The following is a 20,404-nucleotide window of genomic DNA, read 5'->3' as shown; positions in this document are numbered from 1 at the left end:
TTAGATAAATACCGGAGGGCTCAATGGCTGTTGCTGCCAACAAACGCTCAGTAATGACGCTTTTTTCAGACGCTTCTGACATGTACAGTCACCAAGTACGCATTGTATTGGCTGAGAAAGGAGTAAGTGTTGAAGTTGAATTGGTTGAACCATCCAACTTACCTGCAGAACTTGTAGAGTTAAACCCTTACAAAACGGTTCCAACATTAGTTGACCGCGAGCTTGCACTATATAACTCAAACATCATTATGGAATACTTAGATGAGCGTTTTCCTCATCCGCCATTGATGCCTGTTTATCCTGTCGCTCGTGGTAATAGTCGTTTGATGATGCACCGTGTTGAAACTAACTGGTACTCATTGGCTAAGATCATTGCTACTGGTACTTTTGAAGAATCAGAAGCGGCACGTGCTAAATTGCGTAATGATTTATTGATGTTAGGTCCTATCTTCGCTGAGTACACTTACTTCATGAGTGATGAATTTAGCTTAGTTGACTGTTATTTAGCTCCGCTGTTATGGCGTTTACCTTCTATGGGTATTGAGTTATCTGGTCCGGGTTCTAAAGAGATGAAAGTGTATATGAATCGTGTATTTGAACGAGATTCATTCCTAGCATCTTTAACTGAAATTGAACGTGAAATGCGTCTAACGAACTAATGGATATTAGTTCTATGATGCCTCGTCGCCCATATTTATTACGTGCTTTTTATGAATGGATTGTAGATAACGAGTTGACTCCTCATCTTGTTGTTGATGCCACTATGAATGGTGTTCGTGTACCTGAAGAGTTTATCCAAGATGGACAGATTATTTTAAATACTGCCCCTCACTCTGTTGGTAATTTAGAAATGGGAAACGAAGCGGTAACGTTTAATGCTCGTTTTAGCGGTCGTCCTCATTCGATCATTGTGCCAATTTATGCAATTCAAGCTATCTATGCCCGTGAGAATGGTGCTGGGACTATGTTTGAACCTGAAGAAGCTTATGAGATGGATGCAGATGAAGGTATCTTCGAAGAAGAATCATTAGATTCAACTGAAAATACGCTATCTGATGATAAACCCGAGCCACCACGCCCAAGTGGTCGTCCGAGTTTACGAGTCGTCAAATAAAAAAAGCCTGCATATGTGCAGGCTTTTTTGTATGTCTTTATTTATCTACTTTTCAACACTGCCGCCTTGGCCATATTCAAACGCTTTTATAACCCCTTTAACACCGGTTACGTTTCGTGCGATATCGGCTGCTAAATTGCCTTGCTCTTCAGTGACAAAGCCGACCAAAAATACTTCCTGAGCTTCAGTGTAGACGCTCACTTTAATCCCATTTAATTCAGAATCGGCTAACAATGACGATTTCACTTTGGTTGTGATCCAGCTGTCATTATTAATTTGAGTGAAAGTTAATAAAGGGCGAATTCGAATTTGATTATAAACGGTTTTAACGCCTTTAATTGTTTTTACTTGTTGCTCAAATTGTTGATTTATCTCTTTGTCTTTTGCCTGCCCCATAAGCAATACTTTACCGTCATAAGCAACAGCACTTACTCTCATGTTGTATTGGTAAGGGGATTTATTTGCTAATCCCGTCGCTTCTAACGCGCGATTCTTATCTGATAATTGTTCTTTCATGCTTCGGTGGTCAGTAACAACAGAAGCAGTGGTAGCCGCACCAGCAATAAATAGTCCTGCACAGCCTTGCAACAGTACGATAGAGAGCAACAATGCACTTAGTTTAAAGGCTTTCATGATATTTACTCTGTGTGCTGTGGGAAGAGGACTTGATCAACAAGATCACAAATACAATGCAATGTAACTAAATGAACCTCTTGAATTCGAGCTACTCGGTGTGATGGTATTCTTATTTCAACGTCTGATTCACCTAATAAACCAGCCATTACACCACCATCCATTCCTGTTAGTGCAATAATTGTCATGTCGCGACTTACGGCGGCTTCCATTGCTTTTAGAATGTCTTGGCTATTACCACTTGTTGATATGGCTAATAATATGTCCCCAGGTTGGCCTAATGCTCTCACTTGTTTTGAGAAGATCTCATCATAGTTATAGTCGTTTGCAATCGCCGTTAATGTTGATGTATCAGCCGTTAATGCCATGGCAGGAAGACTTGGTCGTTCTGTTTCAAAACGGTTTAGCAAACAAGAGGCAAACTGTTGAGCATTTGATGCAGAACCACCATTACCGCAGCAGAGCACTTTATTGCCGTTCAATAGCGTTGAAACCATCGCTTGAGAAGCATGCATAATATGATCTGGGAGTGCTTCCGCAGCCGCAATCTGGATTTGAATACTTTCAGTAAAGCTTTCTTTGATATGTTCTAGCATTGTTTACCCTTCAACAATAGCATTTTTGATCCAGTTGATGTCCTGACCTTGAGAGTGGATAGCAACTACATCAAATCTAAAAGATGTGTGTTCAACCGAGAGGCCATTTTTCATTAGCCAGAAGAGAGCGGTTCTTTGTAACTTGCGTTGTTTTTGCCATGTTACCATTTCTTGAGCAGAACCGTAATTTGAAGATGCTCGGTATTTTACTTCGACAAAAACGAAAGAATCTCGATCTCGCATAATGAGATCGAGCTCTCCTGTTTTTGAATAAAAATTACGCTCGATGAATGTGAGTTGATGTGTCTCTAAATAGCGCTTTGCCATCAACTCATAATATTCACCTTTAATTCGTTTATTCGGTTTCTTCTCCATGAATAGCCCAACTCATTTTTCGTTGAATCACACATTCTTGGTTAATGCTTAACTCACCGGTTTTACCTTCCATTTGATAATTATCCACCGCTTTCATCTGTGGTAATTCGGTAATTAGTTGGTAAGCATCCATACCAAGTGCGTGAAGTCGAGTTTCACCATTACTGCTGTCAGGCCATAGTTTTTCAAACTGAACATTAAAACTGTGGTTTTCATTTGTCAGTAGTGGAATGTCACTGAATTCAACACCACGAATTTCAGCTAGCTGTGTTTGACGTCCATTGTTACTGCGTGAACTTGCGTATAATTTAGGTGGTGTAATACCTGGATTAATCGCCACTTCAATAAATGGTTTTAGTAGCGTTAATTCACCACTGGTTGCAATCATATAGACCGCATCAATATCGCGACGACTGCGTGGTTGAGATTCTAAATCAATACCAGCTAAGGCGTTCATTTGGTAAATACGAGCTTGGCTGCTTTCAAGGCCAAATACGCTGTTCACTTTTTGTTGTAACTGTGCTTTTGAACCAAAGTAACTTGTCGATGGTTTTTGTGACGTTAATTGGAACCATTTATCACTGAATGCTTGATTCAAACGTTCACCCATTCTTCCTTGCGGAGCAAGAAACAAGGGATGTTTGTGACCAAGTTTAAATAAGTGAATGGCTGCTTGCTCTACTTCTTGTTCCGGAGATAGAGTGAAATAGCAGCTGTTTTTATCAACATTAATTTCGCTTGGAATATTAAGCGCGAGTTGCGGAATGTCTGCTGAATTTAAGGTCTGAAACTCTTCAATTTCACTGCGAATTAGCGGGCCAACCACAAATTGAATTTGCTCTTTATCAAGGATAGGAAGAATCTCTGACATTGGGGTTACTTGAGTGTCGATAATTTTTAATGTAGTGAAATCGTCACGTTCTTTATCTTCCATCATGGCATTAATAAAGCCATCGCGTACACGCATACCTTGTGGTCCAAAGCGACCAGTCAAAGGAAGAAGTAAAGCGACATGCTCTGGACGAACAATATCTAATGCTAATATATCTAATACTTCTTGTGGAGTGTAAGTCGCTGCAGGATGCATTGGATTTGCTTGTAACCAGTCTTTAAATGCTTGCTGCAAACGAACAGGAGAATGTTTTAGCGTGTCTGAATAGGTTGCTAATTGGACCCAGCCATGAAGAATGTTTTCTTTTTCGTCAAGTTGTATTGCTTGAAGGCTTGCGCTATTTAGTGATGAAATATTCGTCCATACTTGTGACCATAATTGCGCTTTTTGATCTTGGGCTTTAAAAGGTTCTAATTGAATGAGCTCTCTTGCCGCATTCAGATTGTCGCCATTAAATAAATACAGTTCATGACGAAGTTCGTAGTACTCAATCCATTGTGAGTTTTCTAGTTTCCACCAAGCTTCAAAATTTAGTTCTTGCAACGCTTGAGTGTATTTATTTTGTGACTTCAGTTGCTCTGCTTTTATTAACTGAATCTCAGCGATTTGAGCTGGGGATAAATCCATCGTAGCTAAACGCGTAAGTAAATTTTTAGAGAGCTCTGTATTCTGTTCTTGTACCGCGGCCTTCAATGCCATGATAAGTAAGTCAGCTTGTAAGTTACCTTGTTGCTGATCGGCTTTTAGAATATAAGCAGAACTTGTTTCTGATGGCGATTGAGTGATATCAAGACGCTCAGGGGATGTCGGTGAGCTTGAACACGCGGCTAATGTTAGCGCTAAGGCTACAGGAGCAACAAGGCGTGTTACACTGTTCTTTCTAAAGGTCATATTTGCCATGGGTAATATACTGGTCCTACTTAAAAGGGCTGTTTTTACTATGGATGCGAATCACCCGAACAGCTAAAATATTATTTTCATTATAGTGATGTCTACTTATATTCCCTATATTAATCGCAGAAGAGATAGTAAACAAATGACAGATCACAATTTATCTGTGGTAGAGGCTGCAACTTTGTACATTGTACCTACCCCAATCGGTAATTTAGGCGACATAACCCAACGCGCTTTGGATGTTTTAAAATCCGTAGACTTGATTGCGGCTGAAGATACCCGACATACAGGCAGGTTATTGTCTCATTTTGGCATTTCTAGTCAAACGTTTGCATTACATGATCACAATGAACAGCATAAAGCAGACCTTCTAATCAGTAAATTACAAGAAGGTAAATCTATTGCTCTTGTCTCAGATGCGGGAACGCCACTGATCAGTGACCCAGGTTACCACTTAGTAAACCGCTGTCGTCAAGCAAATGTCAATGTTGTCCCATTACCTGGCGCTTGTGCTGTTATTACTGCATTGTCGGCTGCTGGTTTACCTTCTGATCGATTTAGTTTTGAAGGTTTCTTACCCCCGAAAAGTAAAGGTCGTCGAGATAAATTTGAAGAAATAGCACAAGCAGAACGTACGTGTATTTTTTATGAATCACCACATCGAATTATGGATTCATTAGACGACATGTTGACAGTACTTGGTGCTGACCGACAGGTTGTCTTGGCTCGTGAATTAACAAAAAGATATGAAACCATTTATGGCGCACCACTGGGTGAGTTGATTGAATGGGTTAAAGAAGACGAAAATCGCAAGCGTGGAGAGATGGTTTTACTTATCCATGGTTTTAGAAGTGAAGCGAAAGATGAACTGCCATTTGAAGCAACTCGCTCTGTTTCTATCCTTGTAAAAGAGCTTCCGCTTAAAAAAGCAGCGGCGATGGCGGCTGAAATACACGGAGTGAAGAAAAATGCCCTATACAAATGGGGTTTAGAGCATTTAGATTAAGAGAATCGAGAAAAAGGGTGGTAAGTTATAACTGACTCTTATATCATTCGCTTCAGGAGCTGACTCGGTAATCGCTGCTTCATTCAAGTCCTTAGGGAAACTGGTGAAGGGGAGGAAAGTCCGGGCTCCATAGAGCAGGGTGCCAGGTAACGCCTGGGAGGCGCAAGCCTACGACAAGTGCAGCAGAGAGAAAACCGCCGATGGCTTAATCTTCTTTTATTCTTCGGGATAGGGAAGTAAGCACAGGTAAGGGTGAAAGGGTGCGGTAAGAGCGCACCGGGCGTCTAGTAATAGTGCGTTGCAAGGTAAACTCCACCCGGAGCAAGATCAAATAGGCCCTCACATAGCATTGCTCGTGTTTGGGGGCGGGTAGATTGCTTGAGCCTGTGAGCGATTGCAGGCCTAGACGAATGGTTACCACCGCGCAAGCGGGACAGAACCCGGCTTATATGTCGGCTCCTAACTTAGCCCACCATAAAACTATTTCGGTAGTCTTATGGTGGGCTTTGTGCTTTCTGCTACATTGGTTTAGAATTATCACTAATTTGACACACACCACTGTATTTTTAGTTTACACTTCTAGCTAAAATTCAGTCGCTTATTCTCATTATTACGGTAGTAAATACTCACTATGTCTGAACAATTTCAACACGTATCCGTTCTTCTTCATGAATCTATTGATGGTTTAGCGATTAAACCTGATGGTATCTATATTGATGGTACTTTTGGTCGCGGTGGTCATAGTCGTCAAATTTTATCTCGATTAGGTGAAAACGGACGTTTGTACAGTATAGACCGTGATCCTCAAGCAATCGCTGAAGCGAAAACCATTACGGATCCTCGATTCAACATTATTCATGGACCATTCTCGGGTCTAAAAGGGTATGTTGAAGAGTTAGGTTTAGTGGGACAAATTGATGGTGTTTTACTTGATTTAGGTGTGTCATCACCACAGCTCGATGATGCAGACCGTGGTTTTAGCTTCATGAAAGACGGCCCATTAGATATGCGTATGGATCCAACCTCTGGAATGCCGGTATCTCAATGGTTATTGACTGCCGATGTTGAAGATATTACTTGGGTTATTCGTGAGTTTGGCGAAGATAAGCACGCATGGCGCATTGCTAAAGGTATTGTTGCTTACCGTGATAACGAAGAGAATGAGCCGTTAACTCGTACTGGTCAACTCGCTAAATTAATTTCTGATGTTGCGCCTAAGAATTTTAAAGAGAAAAAGCATCCTGCGACTCGTACTTTCCAAGCATTCCGCATTTATATTAATAGTGAATTGGATGAGATTGATACGGCGTTAAATGGCGCTCTTGATGTGTTTGCTGAGGGTGGACGTTTGTCTGTGATTAGTTTTCATTCATTAGAAGATCGCATGGTTAAGCACTTTATTCGTAAAGAAAGCAGAGGTCCACAAGTCCCTCATGGTATTCCTCTGACTGAAAACCAAATTAAAGCATTAGGCAGTGCAAAAATGAAGCCTATTGGTAAAGCCATTAAACCTACCGTTAATGAAGTTGATGTTAATGTTCGCTCGCGTAGTTCTGTTCTACGTATCGCTGAGCGCTTATGAGCCACAAAGCATCATCACAATCCAGTTTAACTAAAATGATAGGTCTAGACTTAATAGGTGTAGGCCGTTTTCACTCGATCTTATTAATGTTTCTTTTTATCAGTGCTATTGGTGTTGTTCTTATCACTCATAATACTCGTCAAATGGCCGTGAAAAGTGAAAATTTATTACTTGAGAAAGATATTTTAGATGGTGAATGGCGAAATTTGATATTAGAAGAAAGTGCACTCGCAGAGCATAGTCGAGTGCAGTCTCGTTCCATACGTGAATTAGATATGGAAAGACCCTCCCCGGATAAAGAAGTCATAATAAAACTACGATGAAATTACCAAGTAGAAAGACAAATAATAAACGTATAAGCAAAGCGCCACCGACTTTAATTCAGTGGCGCTTTGGCGTTATTGTTTTTTTTGTTTTTCTTGCTTTGGCTATTTTGATTGCTCGTGCGGCTTATATTCAAGTAATCGAACCAGATAACCTTATTAAACAAGGTGATATGCGTTCTATTCGAGTTAAGACAATGCCTTCTGCTCGCGGTATTATTTCAGACCGAAATGATGAGCAACTTGCGGTGAGTGTCCCTGTTGATGCGGTGTGGGCTGATCCTGTCGCGATCTATAAAGCGGGCGGTTTAGTTGAAGTTGATCGTTGGCATGCTCTGGCTGATGTTCTTGGTTTAAAACGTACCGAATTACTCTCCAAAATAGAAAAGAATAAAAAACGCCGTTTTATCTATCTTCAGCGTCAAATTTCCCCTGCGGTTGCTGCTTATATTCGAAAATTAAAACTCGCCGGTATTGGTTTAAAAGCGGAATCTCGTCGGTATTATCCTTCGGGTGAGATCAGTGCTCATGTTATTGGTGTGACGGGGATTGATAGCCACGGCCTTGAAGGTGTGGAGCGAAGCTATGATGGCTGGCTAACCGGTGAACCAGGTCGTCGTACAGTGCGAAAAGATCGTTACGGTCGAGTGGTTGAAAATATTTCGTTAAAAGAGAAACAAGAAGGTAAGCCATTAACGTTAAGTATTGATCAACGTTTACAAGCGATTGCTTATCGTGCGATTAAACAAGCCGTTTCAGACTTTAGAGCCATGTCGGGTTCTGTTGTCATGATTGATATTAAAACGGGTGAAGTATTAGCAATGGTTAACGCCCCGTCTTACAACCCAAATGACAGAAGTCAGTTACAAAACTTTAGAATGCGAAATCGTGTTATTACCGATACGTTAGAGCCAGGCTCAACCGTTAAACCTTTTGTCGTATTAGCGGCGCTTGATAGTGGCACTGCAAACCTAAATACGATTGTGGATACTGGTAATGGCATTATGCGAATTGGTGGAAGTCGAGTTCGTGATAGCTCTAAAGTGGGTAAAGCGAACTTAACTACTATTTTAAAAAAATCGAGTAACATCGGTGTGGCGCACTTGGCGTTAAATATGCCCTTACAAGAACTATTGGCGGAATACAGTGCGGTTGGTTTGGCAGATCCTTCTGGATTAAGTTTGATTGGTGAAGCAACGGGTATATTCCCTGATCGCCGTCGTTGGTCTGATTTTGAAATTGCCACTCTTGCATTTGGTTACGGCCTTTCTGTTACTCCCATTCAGTTAGCTCATGCGTATGCAACATTGGGTGCTTATGGTGAATATCGTCCGCTTTCTATTTTGAAAACGACGGGACCCACTCCGGGTAAACAAGTGGTTAATCGTGAACACGCTAAAGCGGTATTAGCGATGATGGAAACGGTAACTCAACCTGGAGGTACAGCGACTAAAGCGGCCGTTCCTGGATACCGAGTTGCTGCGAAAACAGGGACATCTCGTAAAGCGGTTCGCGGTGGCTACAGTGATGAATATATGACGGTAACCGCGGGTGTTGCTCCGGTAAGTAATCCTCGAATTGCTCTGGTGACGATAGTGAATCAACCGCAAGGCGATGAATATTATGCGGGTCAAGTCGCTGCGCCTATTTTTGGTCAGGTGATGAAAGATGCATTACAAATATTAAATGTAGCCCCAGACGAAAGTACCGTAAAACATATCGATGTATTGAATTAGGAAAAGGATGATGCAGTTATCTGAATTATTGTTGCCTTGGTGTGAATTAAATCAAGCCGTAGAAATATCATCCATGACATTGGACAGTCGCAAAGTAACCACTGGTTGCCTATTTGTTGCGATTAAAGGCCACGCGGTCGATGGCCGACAGTTTATCCCTGTTGCGATTAAGCAAGGAGCATCGGCGGTATTGGCTCAAAGTGATGAGGTTAATCAGACGGGAACCATTAATTTTCTCGATCAGACCCCTATTATTTATCTCGATGCGCTATCGATAAAACTCAGCGCGGTCGCTGGGCGTTTTTATCATGCTGAACAAAGAAAAATGCAGTTGGTTGGCATTACTGGAACCAATGGAAAAACAACCATATCGCAAATTATTGCTCAATGGGCCACATTACTTGGTAAACCAGCTGGAGTCATGGGGACGACGGGCAATGGATTATTAACCGATCTGAAACCTGCGTTAAATACGACGGGTAGCCCAATAGAGATCCAACAGACATTAACGGGTCTTGAAAATATAGGGGCAAAGCTAACCGCATTAGAAATATCTTCTCATGGATTGGTTCAAGGGCGTGTTAATGCCTTGAATTTTGATGCTGCTGTATTCACTAATTTAAGTCGTGATCACTTAGATTATCATGGTGATATGGCAAATTATGCTGAAGCAAAAAAACTGTTGTTTACCTCTCACCGTCCTAAATATTCAATCATTAATGCCGATGATACTGTGGGTGCTTCTTGGTTAAAAGAATTGCCTAATGCTGTCGGGGTATCATTGAACGAAGGTAATCTTTCTTTTCATTCAGGGAAAAAAGTGTTTGCAACTTCTGTCATTTACTCTACGGATGGAATTCAAATATCTCTGAATTCTGATTGGGGAACGGCGGATCTTTCTGTTCCGTTGATCGGTGCGTTTAATGCCAATAATATTTTAGTCGCTTTTGCTACTCTTCTATCGCTTGGTTACGACATAACTGAATTAGCGGACGCTGCTCCTAAATTAACCGCGGTTATTGGACGAATGGAGCTTTTCAGTTCTGAAGGTAATGCGAAAGTGGTTGTGGACTATGCGCATACTCCAGATGCTTTAGATAAAGCCTTGCAAGCCCTTCGAGTTCATTGTGAAGGCAAGCTGTGGTGTATATTTGGTTGTGGCGGTGATCGAGATACGGGCAAGCGTCCGATGATGGCTAGTATTGCTGAGCAACAAGCTGATGTGATTATTTTAAGTGATGATAATCCTCGTTCAGAAGATCCAAGTTTGATTACTAAAGACATGTTAGCCGGTTTGAACCAACCAGACATTGCACACGTGATACATCAGCGTTTTGATGCATGCCAGTTTGCTCTCTCTCAAGCAAGTAAGCATGACATTATTTTATTGGCAGGCAAGGGGCATGAAGAATATCAAGTGCTTGCTATAGAAACGATTCATTATTCTGATCGTGAAACTGCGCAGAAATTATTAGGACTATCATCATGATCTTAATGTCATTGAATGAAGTGGCGAACATTTGTCAGGGACGTTTGAATGGGGTAGATACCTCGATTTCAAGCGTGTCGACTGACAGTCGACATATTGAGGCTCAAGGGCTGTTTGTTGCGCTGATTGGTGAGCGATTTGATGCCCATTCTTTTGTCTCAGTGGCTGAAGAACAAGGTGCGGTTGCTTTACTTGTTTCACATGAGGTTGATTCTTCATTACCTCAAGTGATCGTTAGTGATACGGAAAAAGCGCTTGGGTTACTCGGTCAATATGTTCATCAGCAATGCCATTCCTTTACCATTGCTTTAACTGGCAGCTGTGGCAAAACCACGGTAAAAGAAATGTTAGCGTCTATTTTAAAACGTTCTGGTGAAGTGTTGGCGACAGCGGGTAATTTTAATAATGAAATCGGCGTGCCATTAACGTTGTTACGATCTCAACCAAGTAATGATTTCTCTGTTATTGAACTCGGCGCTAATCATCAAAATGAAATCGCTTATACCACACAACTGGTTCGTCCTGATGTCGCCTTAGTCAATAATATTGCGGCGGCACATTTAGAAGGATTTGGTTCGATAGAAGGGGTTGCGAAAGCAAAAGGTGAAATCTTTGAAGGTCTAAAAGAAAATGCGACGGCTATTTATAATTTAGACAGTAATGGATTGCCTCGCTGGTCTGATTTATTTGAAAACAAAACGGTATTGAGTTTTTCACAAGAAAATAATCAGGCTGACTTTCATGCAAGTAATATAGAGGTCAATGGTCTTGGTGCTTCTTCATTTACATTGAATACGCCGGTAGGAAGCATCGTGGTTTCACTCACGATTATTGGTAAGCATAATGTATCAAATGCGGTAGCGGCTGCGGCGTTAGCTGTTCAAGCTAACTGTACATTAGCTGATATTCAACAAGGCTTACAATCGCTTGAAAATGTAAAAGGAAGGGTTGCTGTTGAGGTTTTACCTTCTGGTTTGAAGGTGATCGATGATACTTACAATGCCAGTGTTCCTGCGATGAAAGCCGCAGTGGACTTACTTGGTGGCTTTAATGGCAGTCGTTGGCTGGTTTTAGGTAATATGGCTGAGCTTGGTAAAGAAAGCCTTGCACTTCACCGTGAAGTTGGTGAATATGCTGCCCCATATCAATTTGAGCAAGTAATAACGTTTGGTGATGATACCAAGGTGATCAGCGAATTATGCAATGGTCGACACTTTGAGTCTCGTAACGAATTAAATGCCTATTTATTGCAAGAATTACAATTAATTAAACATAATGAGGTTACCGTGCTAGTAAAAGGTGCCAATAGTTCACGTATGAGCGAAGTAGTTTTAGCTCTTAAGGAGTGTCAGTAATGATTATCTGGTTATCTAACTTTCTAGAGCAATATTTCCCATTTTTTCGTTTATTCGAATACCTTAGCTTTCGAGCTATTTTAAGTATTATTACCGCATTATCTATTTCGTTATGGATGGGGCCTAAACTGATTCGATGGTTACAAAACCTTCAAATCGGTCAAGTAGTACGTGATGATGGTCCTGAATCTCATTTCAGTAAGCGCGGTACGCCAACCATGGGCGGTATCATGATATTAACGGCTATTACGGTCACTGTCTTCTTATGGGCAGATCTTACAAACCCTTATGTTTGGGCGGTCATGTTTGTATTGCTAGGCTATGGTGCCGTTGGTTTTGTTGATGACTATCGTAAAGTGGTTCGTAAAAATACGGACGGTTTGATTGCTCGTTGGAAGTACTTCTGGCAATCAGCCATTGCATTAGTGGTTGCGTTTGCTTTATATGCTTATGGTAAAGATACGGCGGCAACACAGCTCGTTGTTCCTTTCTTTAAAGATATTATGCCGCAACTTGGTTTAACTTATATTTTGCTAACCTACTTTGTTATTGTCGGTACAAGTAATGCAGTAAACCTAACGGATGGATTGGATGGTTTAGCTATCATGCCAACGGTATTTGTTGCCGCTGGTTTTGCTTTTATTGCATGGGCGACAGGTAACGTACAATTTGCGAATTACTTACATATTCCACATATTTCACAAGCAAGTGAGTTGGTTGTTGTCTGTGCTGCGATTGTCGGTGCTGGATTTGGTTTCTTATGGTTTAACACTTACCCTGCACAAGTATTTATGGGCGATGTTGGTTCATTAGCACTGGGTGGCGCACTAGGTACGATAGCGGTTTTAGTACGTCAAGAATTCCTTTTGGTTATCATGGGTGGTGTATTTGTTGTAGAAACACTTTCTGTAATTCTACAAGTTGGCTCATACAAGCTACGTGGTCAACGTATCTTCCGTATGGCTCCAATTCATCACCATTATGAATTGAAAGGGTGGCCAGAACCGCGTGTAATCGTGCGTTTTTGGATTATCTCTATGTTATTGGTTCTTATTGCATTAGCGACATTGAAGGTACGTTAATATGACTGGTTTTGGTGGTGTAAAAAACGTTGTTGTGGTTGGCTTAGGAATGACTGGGTTATCTGTTGTTAAGCATTTGCTGAGACAACCAGAAGCGTTAATAGTCAAAGTTATTGATACTCGTGAAACGCCACCAGGCCAAGAACAATTGCCTGAACAGGTTGAGTTGCATTCTGGTGGTTGGCAACAAGATTGGCTGTTAGACGCCGATCTTATTGTTACTAACCCAGGTATTGCGCTTGCTTCTTCTCAATTACAACCAGCCATTAAAAAGGGCACGCCAGTTGTTGGTGATATTGAATTGTTTGCGTGGGCAGTGACGGCCCCTGTAATTGCAATTACCGGCTCTAATGGCAAAAGTACGGTCACCGATTTAACCGGTGAAATGGCCAATGCTGCAGGGGTTAAAACCGCTGTCGGTGGTAATATCGGCTTTGCTGCGTTAGATCTATTAGAACAAGATGCCGATCTTTATGTACTGGAACTATCCAGTTTTCAACTCGAAACTACATCATCATTAAAGCTAAAAGCCGCCGCATTTTTGAATCTATCTGAAGACCATATGGATAGATACCAAGGTATGGAAGATTATCGTCAAGCTAAGTTGCGTGTATTTGATCATGCCGATGTTTGTATTGTTAATCGTGATGATAAAGAAACTTACCCAGATACAGCAGATAAAACGTTAATTAGTTTTGGGTTTGATACCAGTGATGAGTACGGTTGCATTGAAGAAAACGGTCGGCTGTTTTTAGCTAAAAATAACACACCTATTATTGCTGCCAATGAGCTTGGTCTTGTTGGTAAACACAATATTGCTAACAGCCTTGTTGCTCTTGCTTTACTTGATGCTGCAGGTGTTAATACCAATAAAACATTAGATACGTTGAAGCGTTACAATGGATTAACGCATCGCTGCCAAGTTGTCGCTGAAATGAATGGTGTTCGATGGGTTAACGATTCTAAAGCAACCAATGTGGCGAGTACACTGGCTGCACTTTCTGGTCTTAGTATTGATGGGAAACTTCATTTGTTGGTTGGTGGTGTTGGTAAAGGGGCTGATTTTTCGGAATTATCGCCAGCATTGAATAAATTGGATTTAATGATGTATTGTTTTGGCGAGGATGGCGTGCAATTCATGCCTTTAGATCCTCGATCTCGATTATGCCAAACAATGGATGAGGCGATTGAGTTATTATCCCCTGAATTAACATTTGGAGATATGGTAATGCTTTCTCCTGCATGTGCCAGTTTTGATCAATATGCTAACTTTATGGCAAGAGGCGATGCATTTACAGCATTAGCTAAACACTATTCAACTGAGAAATAATTTTGGTTATTGAGCGAATTAAGCACTTAGCTTCTCCATTACAAGATTGGGTATTTACCCCATCACCTAAAGTTATGTTTGATCGTCAATTGATCTGGATTGCCTTGGGTTTGATGTTAACGGGTTTAGTGATGGTTGCTTCTGCTTCTTTTCCTATCAGTACTCGTCTGACTGGTCAGCCTTTTCATTTTATGATGCGACATATGTTATTTGTGTTTTTAGCATTAAGCATCTCCTCGATTGTTTTACGTATAGAATTGAATAAATGGCTTAAGTATAGTAGCCATTTATTGTTAATTTCTCTTTTACTCCTTGCGGCTGTTCTTGTTGTGGGAAAATCTGTAAATGGTGCCGCTCGTTGGTTACCTTTAGGTATTTTTAATTTACAACCAGCGGAAGTCGCAAAACTGTCTTTATTTGTTTTTATCGCTGGGTATTTAGTTCGACGTCATGGTGAGGTTAGAGACAGTTTTCGTGGATTTGTTAAGCCTTTATTAGTCTTAATCACGTTGGCTTTTTTCCTTCTAATGCAGCCCGATTTAGGGACAACTGTTGTGATGTTTGTCACTACGATTGCGATGTTGTTTATTGCTGGGGCGAAACTTTGGCAATTTATTGCGTTAGTGATGGGCGGAATTTCGTTAGTTATCGTTCTTATTCTTGCTGAACCCTATCGTATGCGCCGAGTTACTTCTTTTCTTGACCCGTGGCAAGATCCGTTTGGTAGTGGTTACCAATTGACGCAATCTTTGATGGCGTTTGGACGAGGTAGCTGGTTTGGTGAAGGATTAGGTAATTCGATTCAAAAATTGGAATATTTACCAGAAGCTCATACTGACTTTGTATTTGCGGTTATCGCCGAAGAGCTCGGTTTTGTTGGTGTGTGTTTGGTGTTGTGTTTGATTTTTGCACTCGTATTTAAAGCGCTTTTAATTGGTCGAAAATGTCTTGCACATGACCAACGATTTGGTGGTTTCTTAGCGTTTGGTATTGGTATTTGGTTTGCGTTCCAAACGTTAGTTAATGTTGGTGCTGCTGCGGGTATTGTCCCGACAAAAGGTCTTACATTGCCATTGATTAGTTATGGCGGTTCAAGTTTAATTATTATGTCTGTTGCGGTGTCTTTACTTATTCGTATTGATCATGAGTGTCGTGTTTATCTAGCAAACGAGCCACCTCGGAGTGAAAATGAAGAACAAAAATAAACGTTTATTAGTGATGGCTGGTGGAACGGGCGGACATGTGTTTCCTGGATTGGCTGTTGCAAAACAATTACAAAGTGAAGGGTGGGAAATCCGCTGGCTTGGAACAGAAGATCGGATGGAAGCTGATCTCGTACCAAAACACGGTATTGAAATCGATTTCATTAAAGTGAAAGGATTACGCGGGCAAGGGCTTAAAAAACTATTAATCGCTCCTTTTCAAATTCTTGGTGCTATTTCACAAGCAAAAAAACACATTCAAGCATGGCAGCCGGATGTCGTTTTAGGCATGGGGGGCTATGTGAGTGGTCCTGGTGGCATTGCGGCATGGTTATCTGGGATCCCTGTTGTTTTACATGAGCAGAATGCCGTGGCAGGATTGACTAATCAATGGCTCTCTAAAATTGCTAAACGTGTTTTTCAAGCATTTCCAGGGGCTTTCCCTACGGCGGAAGTTGTGGGGAATCCCGTTCGTGAAGATGTTTGCCAACTGCCTCATCCTAAAGAACGATTTGCTGAGCGAAATGGTCCAATTCGTTTATTGGTTATGGGTGGAAGCCAAGGTGCGCGTATTCTTAATACGACCTTGCCAGAAGCATTATCAAAATTGAATCATCAAGTCGAGATTTGGCATCAAGCGGGCAAAGGAAATCAAGAGAGCGTAAGCGAGGCTTATCACTCGAATGGTTTATCAACAGCGAAAGTCACCGAGTTTATTGATGATGTGGCTGAAGCTTACGCTTGGGCTGATGTATTAGTTTGTCGCTCAGGAGCACTTACTGTTTCTGAAGTTTCGGCTGCAGGCGTGGGCTGTGTCTTTATTCCTTTTATGCATAAAGATCGCCAGCAAGCATTGAACGCAGATCACCTTGTACAGTGTGGCGCAGCGAAAATGATAGAACAACAAGATTTAACAGTTCAGAGTTTGGTTGATACACTGAACGGTTTAGAGCGACCTAAGTTATTAGAAATGGCATGTAATGCCCGTAATGCAGCTATTATTGATGCAGATGTACGTGTTGCCACTGCGATTAAAAGCCTCGCTAAATAAAAGAATTGAGATTAAAAAATGACAACAGAACAGAAACTACAATTAGCTGAAATTAGAACGATGATCCCTGAAATGCGCCGTGTTGAATGCATCCACTTTGTTGGAATTGGCGGTGCGGGTATGAGTGGAATTGCGGAAGTTTTATTAAATGAGGGCTACCATATTAGTGGCTCTGATGTTGCAGAAAATAGTGTCACTGTTCGTTTAGCTGAAAAGGGTGCTGATATATTTTTTGGGCATCACGCAAGTAATGTAGAAAAAGCGAGTGTGGTGGTTGTATCAACGGCGATAGATCAAGCTAACCCTGAAATCGTAGCAGCAAAAGAAAATCGTATCCCTGTGATACGTCGCGCTGAAATGCTTGCTGAATTAATGCGTTATAGACATGGGATCGCGGTTGCGGGGACTCATGGTAAAACAACAACAACGGCATTAACCACTCAAATTTATTCAGAAGCAGGTTTAGATCCTACTTTTGTTAATGGCGGCTTGGTTAAGAATGCCGGAACGAATGCCCGTTTAGGCTCAAGTCGTTTTCTTATTGTTGAAGCCGATGAAAGTGATGCCTCATTTTTACACTTGCAGCCAATGGTAAGTATTGTCACTAACATTGAAGCCGATCATATGGATACTTATGGCGGTGACTTTGAAGTGTTAAAACAAACTTTTATTGATTTTCTTCATAACCTGCCATTTTATGGCCAAGCTGTCATGTGTATTGATGATGATGTGGTAAGAGAGTTATTACCGCGCGTTAGTCGCCAAGTTATTACGTACGGTTTTTCCGATGATGCGGATGTACGTTTAATTAATTATCGTCAAGAAGGTCAAAAAAGCTTTTTCACGGTACAAAGAAAAGATCGTACAGATTTAGATATTGTCCTTAATATTCCGGGTAAACATAATGCATTGAATGCAACAGCAGCCATTGCTGTTGCTACTGAAGAAGACGTTGAAGATAGCGCGATTCTTTCCGCATTACTCAATTTTGAAGGTGCTGGGCGTCGATTTGATCAGTTAGGTGAGTTTGAAACGGGCAATGGACACGCGATGCTTGTCGATGATTACGGTCATCACCCTACAGAAGTCGATGTTACAATTAAAGCGGCACGTGCAGGCTGGGAAGATAAACGTTTAGTTATGATATTCCAACCTCACCGTTATAGCCGAACGCGTGATTTGTATGATGATTTTGCTAACGTTTTAGATAATGTTGATGTACTTATTATGCTTGATGTTTATTCTGCGGGTGAAAAACCCATTGCAGGTGCTGATGGCCGAGCGTTGTGTCGTACGATTCGAGCTCGCGGTAAATTAGATCCAATATTTGTTCCAACTATTGATGCATTACCCTCTGTTTTGGCTAACATCATTCAAAATAATGATTTAGTGCTGACACAAGGAGCTGGTGATGTTGGTAAATTAGCAAAACAACTCGCTTCATTGGAATTAAATATCCAAGCAATGAAAGAGTTAGGTTAAATATTGTTTAAATAGTTAGAACAACTAAGAAAAAAACGCATAATGGGATAGAATCCTCATTGTATTAATAATATGCTATCAAACATTGGATAGAGGGTTTTTACACCCTATAATTATTAGATAATGGCATTTTGGCATTACTTAATGTCTATTTGAGCGAATTAGGTAGGCATTACATTGTTTATTAACACTGTTATGAAAATTATATGATTAAGACTGTCAAAATGAATACATCATTTGATAAAGAGAAAATAAGAAAACACTTACCAGGTGGCTTATTTCTTTTATTTGTTATTATCATTTCGCTTTGGTTGTTAGTGTCGACGATTAGCTGGATGACGGATAAAGATAGATTGCCCTTATCTCACATGATCATTCAAGGACAATTAAAACATATAACGGCTGATGATATTCGTGGAGCCATTGAGTCTATGGATTCTGTCGGTACCTTCATGACTCAGGATGTCAATAAACTGCAAGATGCATTGTTATCTTTGCCTTGGATAGCTCAAGTCTCGGTTAGAAAGCAATGGCCAGAAACGATTAAAGTGTTTGTGGTTGAGAATCAACCGGAAGCAACATGGAATAACAGCGTTATTGTTAATCCTGAAGGTGTTGTTTTTAATGCACCAATGAGCGATTTGTTAGAGCCAAAGCCTGCATTATTTGGTCCAGATACGGACAGTAAAGAAGTGTTGAGTTTTTGGCATCAACTACAAAAAGAATTTAAACCACTAAATATTACGGTTCACAGTGTTGCGTTAACTGAACGATTATCTTGGCAAGTGGTTCTCGATAATGGTATTCGATTAGAACTTGGTCGCGATGCGCGTGAAGAAAGAGTGGAACGCTTTATTGCTTTATATAAGCAATTAGCAGATAAGAAACATTCGATTGATTACATAGATCTTCGTTATGACACCGGTGCCGCTGTTGGCTGGAAATCAGAAAATCTAGAAGACAAAGAAGAGAATTGACATGAGTAAAACGCCAGAAGGCAGTATTATTGTTGGTTTAGACATAGGTACAAACAAAGTATCCGCACTCGTGGGTGAGGTTTTACCTGATGGCCAAGTGAGTGTAATAGGCTCTGGTTCGTGTCCCTCTCGTGGAATGGATAAAGGTGGTGTCAATGACCTTGAGTCAGTAGTGAAATCGGTGCAACGCGCGATTGATCAAGCTGAACTGATGGCTGAGTGCACGATTACTTCTGTATTTATTTCTTTATCAGGAAAGCATATTGCGAGCCAGATAGAAAAAGGAATGGGGTCGATATCTGAAGAAGAAGTTACCCAAGATGATATGGACAGTGTTATTCATACTGCAAAATCCGTTAAAATCGGTGACGAACAGCGAACACTGCATGTAATACCACAAGAATTTACGATAGATGTTCAAAAAGGCATCCGTAATCCAATTGGCTTGTCAGGTATGAGAATGGAAGTGAGCGTTCACCTCATTACGTGCCATAATGATATGGCAAGGAATATTGTGAAGGCCGTTGAACGTTGTGGCTTGAAAGTGGAACATATTATATTTTCAGGTCTAGCTTCAAGTAATGCTGTTATCACTGAAGATGAACGTGATCTTGGTGTTTGTGTTGTCGATATCGGCGCAGGTACAATGGATATTGCGATTTGGACTGATGGTTCATTACGTCATGCCGAAGTGCTTCCATATGCTGGAAATGCAGTAACTAGTGATATAGCTTACGCTTTTGGTACACCATTTAACGATGCTGAAAAATTAAAAGTAAAGTATGGTTGTGCACTTAGTGAGCACATTAATCGTGATGAAACGGTCAATGTTCCTAGTGTTGGTGGGCGTCCATCAAGAAGTTTACAACGAAGAATGCTAGCAGAAGTGATTGAACCAAGGTATTCTGAACTGTTAGGCTTAGTAAACCAACGCATTATCGCGATTCAGGACAAATTACGTACTGAAGGAACTAAGCATCATCTTGCCGCTGGTATTGTATTGACTGGTGGTGGATCACAAATTGATGGTTTGGTTGATTGCGCAGAACGAGTCTTCCAGACCCAAGTAAGAATTGGCCAACCTCTAGATGTAACAGGCCTAACAGATTACGTAAAAGAACCATATCAAGCAACAGCGGTAGGTCTTTTACATTACGGTAAAGAAAGTCAGTTTCATGACGACGACGATTATGTGCCAAGTAAGCATCAATCGTTTACTACCGTAATTAAGAAATTTAAAAATTGGATACTAAAAGAGTTTTAACCTGAGCGAACAGGAAGAAAC

At 40.9% G+C, this 20,404-nt stretch carries 19 protein-coding genes and 1 other RNA gene; 16 read left to right on the top strand and 4 right to left on the bottom strand.

Annotated features, from left to right (window positions below; translation table 11 throughout):
* Positions 1-23: 23 nt before the first annotated feature.
* Both sspA and sspB read left to right on the top strand, forming a co-directional pair.
* Complete coding sequence (sspA, locus tag A6E04_RS03465; protein WP_017022631.1) at positions 24-659, top strand: stringent starvation protein SspA; 636 nt, start codon at positions 24-26, stop codon at positions 657-659.
* Positions 659-1,114: a ClpXP protease specificity-enhancing factor gene (gene sspB / locus A6E04_RS03460; protein WP_017022632.1), complete on the top strand. Its 456-nt coding sequence runs from the start codon at positions 659-661 to the stop codon at positions 1,112-1,114. The genes sspA and sspB overlap by 1 nt, the downstream gene beginning before the upstream one ends.
* Positions 1,115-1,159: 45 nt before the next feature.
* Here the strand turns inward: sspB and A6E04_RS03455 are convergent, their stop codons facing one another.
* The 4 genes from A6E04_RS03455 to A6E04_RS03440 are packed head-to-tail and all read right to left on the bottom strand — an operon-like array spanning position 1,160 to position 4,510.
* A complete protein-coding gene (locus A6E04_RS03455) occupies positions 1,160-1,747 on the bottom strand; it encodes a BON domain-containing protein (RefSeq protein ID WP_017022633.1) in 588 nt (195 codons plus the stop codon).
* A gap of 5 nt (positions 1,748-1,752) precedes the next feature.
* Entirely contained in the window at positions 1,753-2,343 is a 591-nt protein-coding gene (locus A6E04_RS03450) for a phosphoheptose isomerase (RefSeq protein WP_012551111.1), read from the bottom strand.
* A gap of 3 nt (positions 2,344-2,346) precedes the next feature.
* Positions 2,347-2,718, bottom strand: a complete 372-nt coding sequence (locus tag A6E04_RS03445) for a YraN family protein (RefSeq protein WP_012551110.1) — start codon at positions 2,716-2,718, stop codon at positions 2,347-2,349.
* Positions 2,699-4,510, bottom strand: coding sequence for a penicillin-binding protein activator (locus A6E04_RS03440; protein WP_017022634.1), 1,812 nt, complete (start codon positions 4,508-4,510; stop codon positions 2,699-2,701). The genes A6E04_RS03445 and A6E04_RS03440 overlap by 20 nt, the downstream gene beginning before the upstream one ends.
* Before the next feature lie 136 nt (positions 4,511-4,646).
* Between A6E04_RS03440 and rsmI the strand changes: the two genes are divergently transcribed.
* The 14 genes from rsmI to ftsA all read left to right on the top strand — a co-directional run bounded on the left by rsmI (position 4,647) and on the right by ftsA (position 20,383).
* Entirely contained in the window at positions 4,647-5,510 is an 864-nt protein-coding gene (rsmI, locus tag A6E04_RS03435) for a 16S rRNA (cytidine(1402)-2'-O)-methyltransferase (RefSeq protein ID WP_012551108.1), read from the top strand.
* A 55-nt stretch (positions 5,511-5,565) separates the two neighbouring features.
* Positions 5,566-5,974, top strand: an RNA gene (gene rnpB / locus A6E04_RS03430) — RNase P RNA component class A.
* Between the two features lie 167 nt (positions 5,975-6,141).
* Positions 6,142-7,092 carry a 16S rRNA (cytosine(1402)-N(4))-methyltransferase RsmH gene (gene rsmH / locus A6E04_RS03425; protein ID WP_012551107.1) on the top strand — a complete coding sequence of 317 codons (951 nt, stop codon included), beginning with the start codon at positions 6,142-6,144 and terminating at the stop codon, positions 7,090-7,092.
* Positions 7,089-7,415: a cell division protein FtsL gene (ftsL, locus tag A6E04_RS03420; protein ID WP_012551106.1), complete on the top strand. Its 327-nt coding sequence runs from the start codon at positions 7,089-7,091 to the stop codon at positions 7,413-7,415. The genes rsmH and ftsL overlap by 4 nt, the downstream gene beginning before the upstream one ends.
* The gene (locus tag A6E04_RS03415) at positions 7,412-9,151 is read left to right on the top strand and encodes a peptidoglycan glycosyltransferase FtsI (protein ID WP_012551105.1); all 1,740 of its coding nucleotides are present in this window, start codon (positions 7,412-7,414) and stop codon (positions 9,149-9,151) included. The genes ftsL and A6E04_RS03415 overlap by 4 nt, the downstream gene beginning before the upstream one ends.
* A gap of 7 nt (positions 9,152-9,158) precedes the next feature.
* Positions 9,159-10,640, top strand: a complete 1,482-nt coding sequence (gene murE / locus A6E04_RS03410) for a UDP-N-acetylmuramoyl-L-alanyl-D-glutamate--2,6-diaminopimelate ligase (protein WP_065610002.1) — start codon at positions 9,159-9,161, stop codon at positions 10,638-10,640.
* Positions 10,637-11,995: a UDP-N-acetylmuramoyl-tripeptide--D-alanyl-D-alanine ligase gene (locus A6E04_RS03405; protein WP_065610000.1), complete on the top strand. Its 1,359-nt coding sequence runs from the start codon at positions 10,637-10,639 to the stop codon at positions 11,993-11,995. Before murE ends, A6E04_RS03405 begins: the two co-directional genes overlap by 4 nt.
* Positions 11,995-13,077 carry a phospho-N-acetylmuramoyl-pentapeptide-transferase gene (mraY, locus tag A6E04_RS03400; RefSeq protein ID WP_065609998.1) on the top strand — a complete coding sequence of 361 codons (1,083 nt, stop codon included), beginning with the start codon at positions 11,995-11,997 and terminating at the stop codon, positions 13,075-13,077. The genes A6E04_RS03405 and mraY overlap by 1 nt, the downstream gene beginning before the upstream one ends.
* A 1-nt stretch (position 13,078) precedes the next feature.
* Complete coding sequence (gene murD / locus A6E04_RS03395) at positions 13,079-14,407, top strand: UDP-N-acetylmuramoyl-L-alanine--D-glutamate ligase (protein WP_065609996.1); 1,329 nt, start codon at positions 13,079-13,081, stop codon at positions 14,405-14,407.
* A 2-nt stretch (positions 14,408-14,409) separates the two neighbouring features.
* Positions 14,410-15,612, top strand: a complete 1,203-nt coding sequence (gene ftsW / locus A6E04_RS03390; RefSeq protein ID WP_012551100.1) for a cell division protein FtsW — start codon at positions 14,410-14,412, stop codon at positions 15,610-15,612.
* Entirely contained in the window at positions 15,596-16,660 is a 1,065-nt protein-coding gene (gene murG / locus A6E04_RS03385) for an undecaprenyldiphospho-muramoylpentapeptide beta-N-acetylglucosaminyltransferase (protein ID WP_017022639.1), read from the top strand. Before ftsW ends, murG begins: the two co-directional genes overlap by 17 nt.
* An 18-nt stretch (positions 16,661-16,678) precedes the next feature.
* A complete protein-coding gene (gene murC / locus A6E04_RS03380) occupies positions 16,679-18,142 on the top strand; it encodes a UDP-N-acetylmuramate--L-alanine ligase (RefSeq protein WP_065609994.1) in 1,464 nt (487 codons plus the stop codon).
* Positions 18,143-18,366: 224 nt separating this feature from the next.
* Positions 18,367-19,119: a cell division protein FtsQ/DivIB gene (locus A6E04_RS03375; protein WP_241802886.1), complete on the top strand. Its 753-nt coding sequence runs from the start codon at positions 18,367-18,369 to the stop codon at positions 19,117-19,119.
* A gap of 1 nt (position 19,120) precedes the next feature.
* Complete coding sequence (ftsA, locus tag A6E04_RS03370) at positions 19,121-20,383, top strand: cell division protein FtsA (protein WP_012551096.1); 1,263 nt, start codon at positions 19,121-19,123, stop codon at positions 20,381-20,383.
* Positions 20,384-20,404: the final 21 nt, after the last annotated feature.

The organism is Aliivibrio logei (genome assembly GCF_001691055.1).
GTDB classification, from domain to species: Bacteria; Pseudomonadota; Gammaproteobacteria; order Enterobacterales; family Vibrionaceae; genus Aliivibrio; species Aliivibrio salmonicida.
The sequence above is the reverse complement of the archived record's forward strand: the minus strand, read 5'-3'. Positions and strand labels throughout refer to the sequence as shown.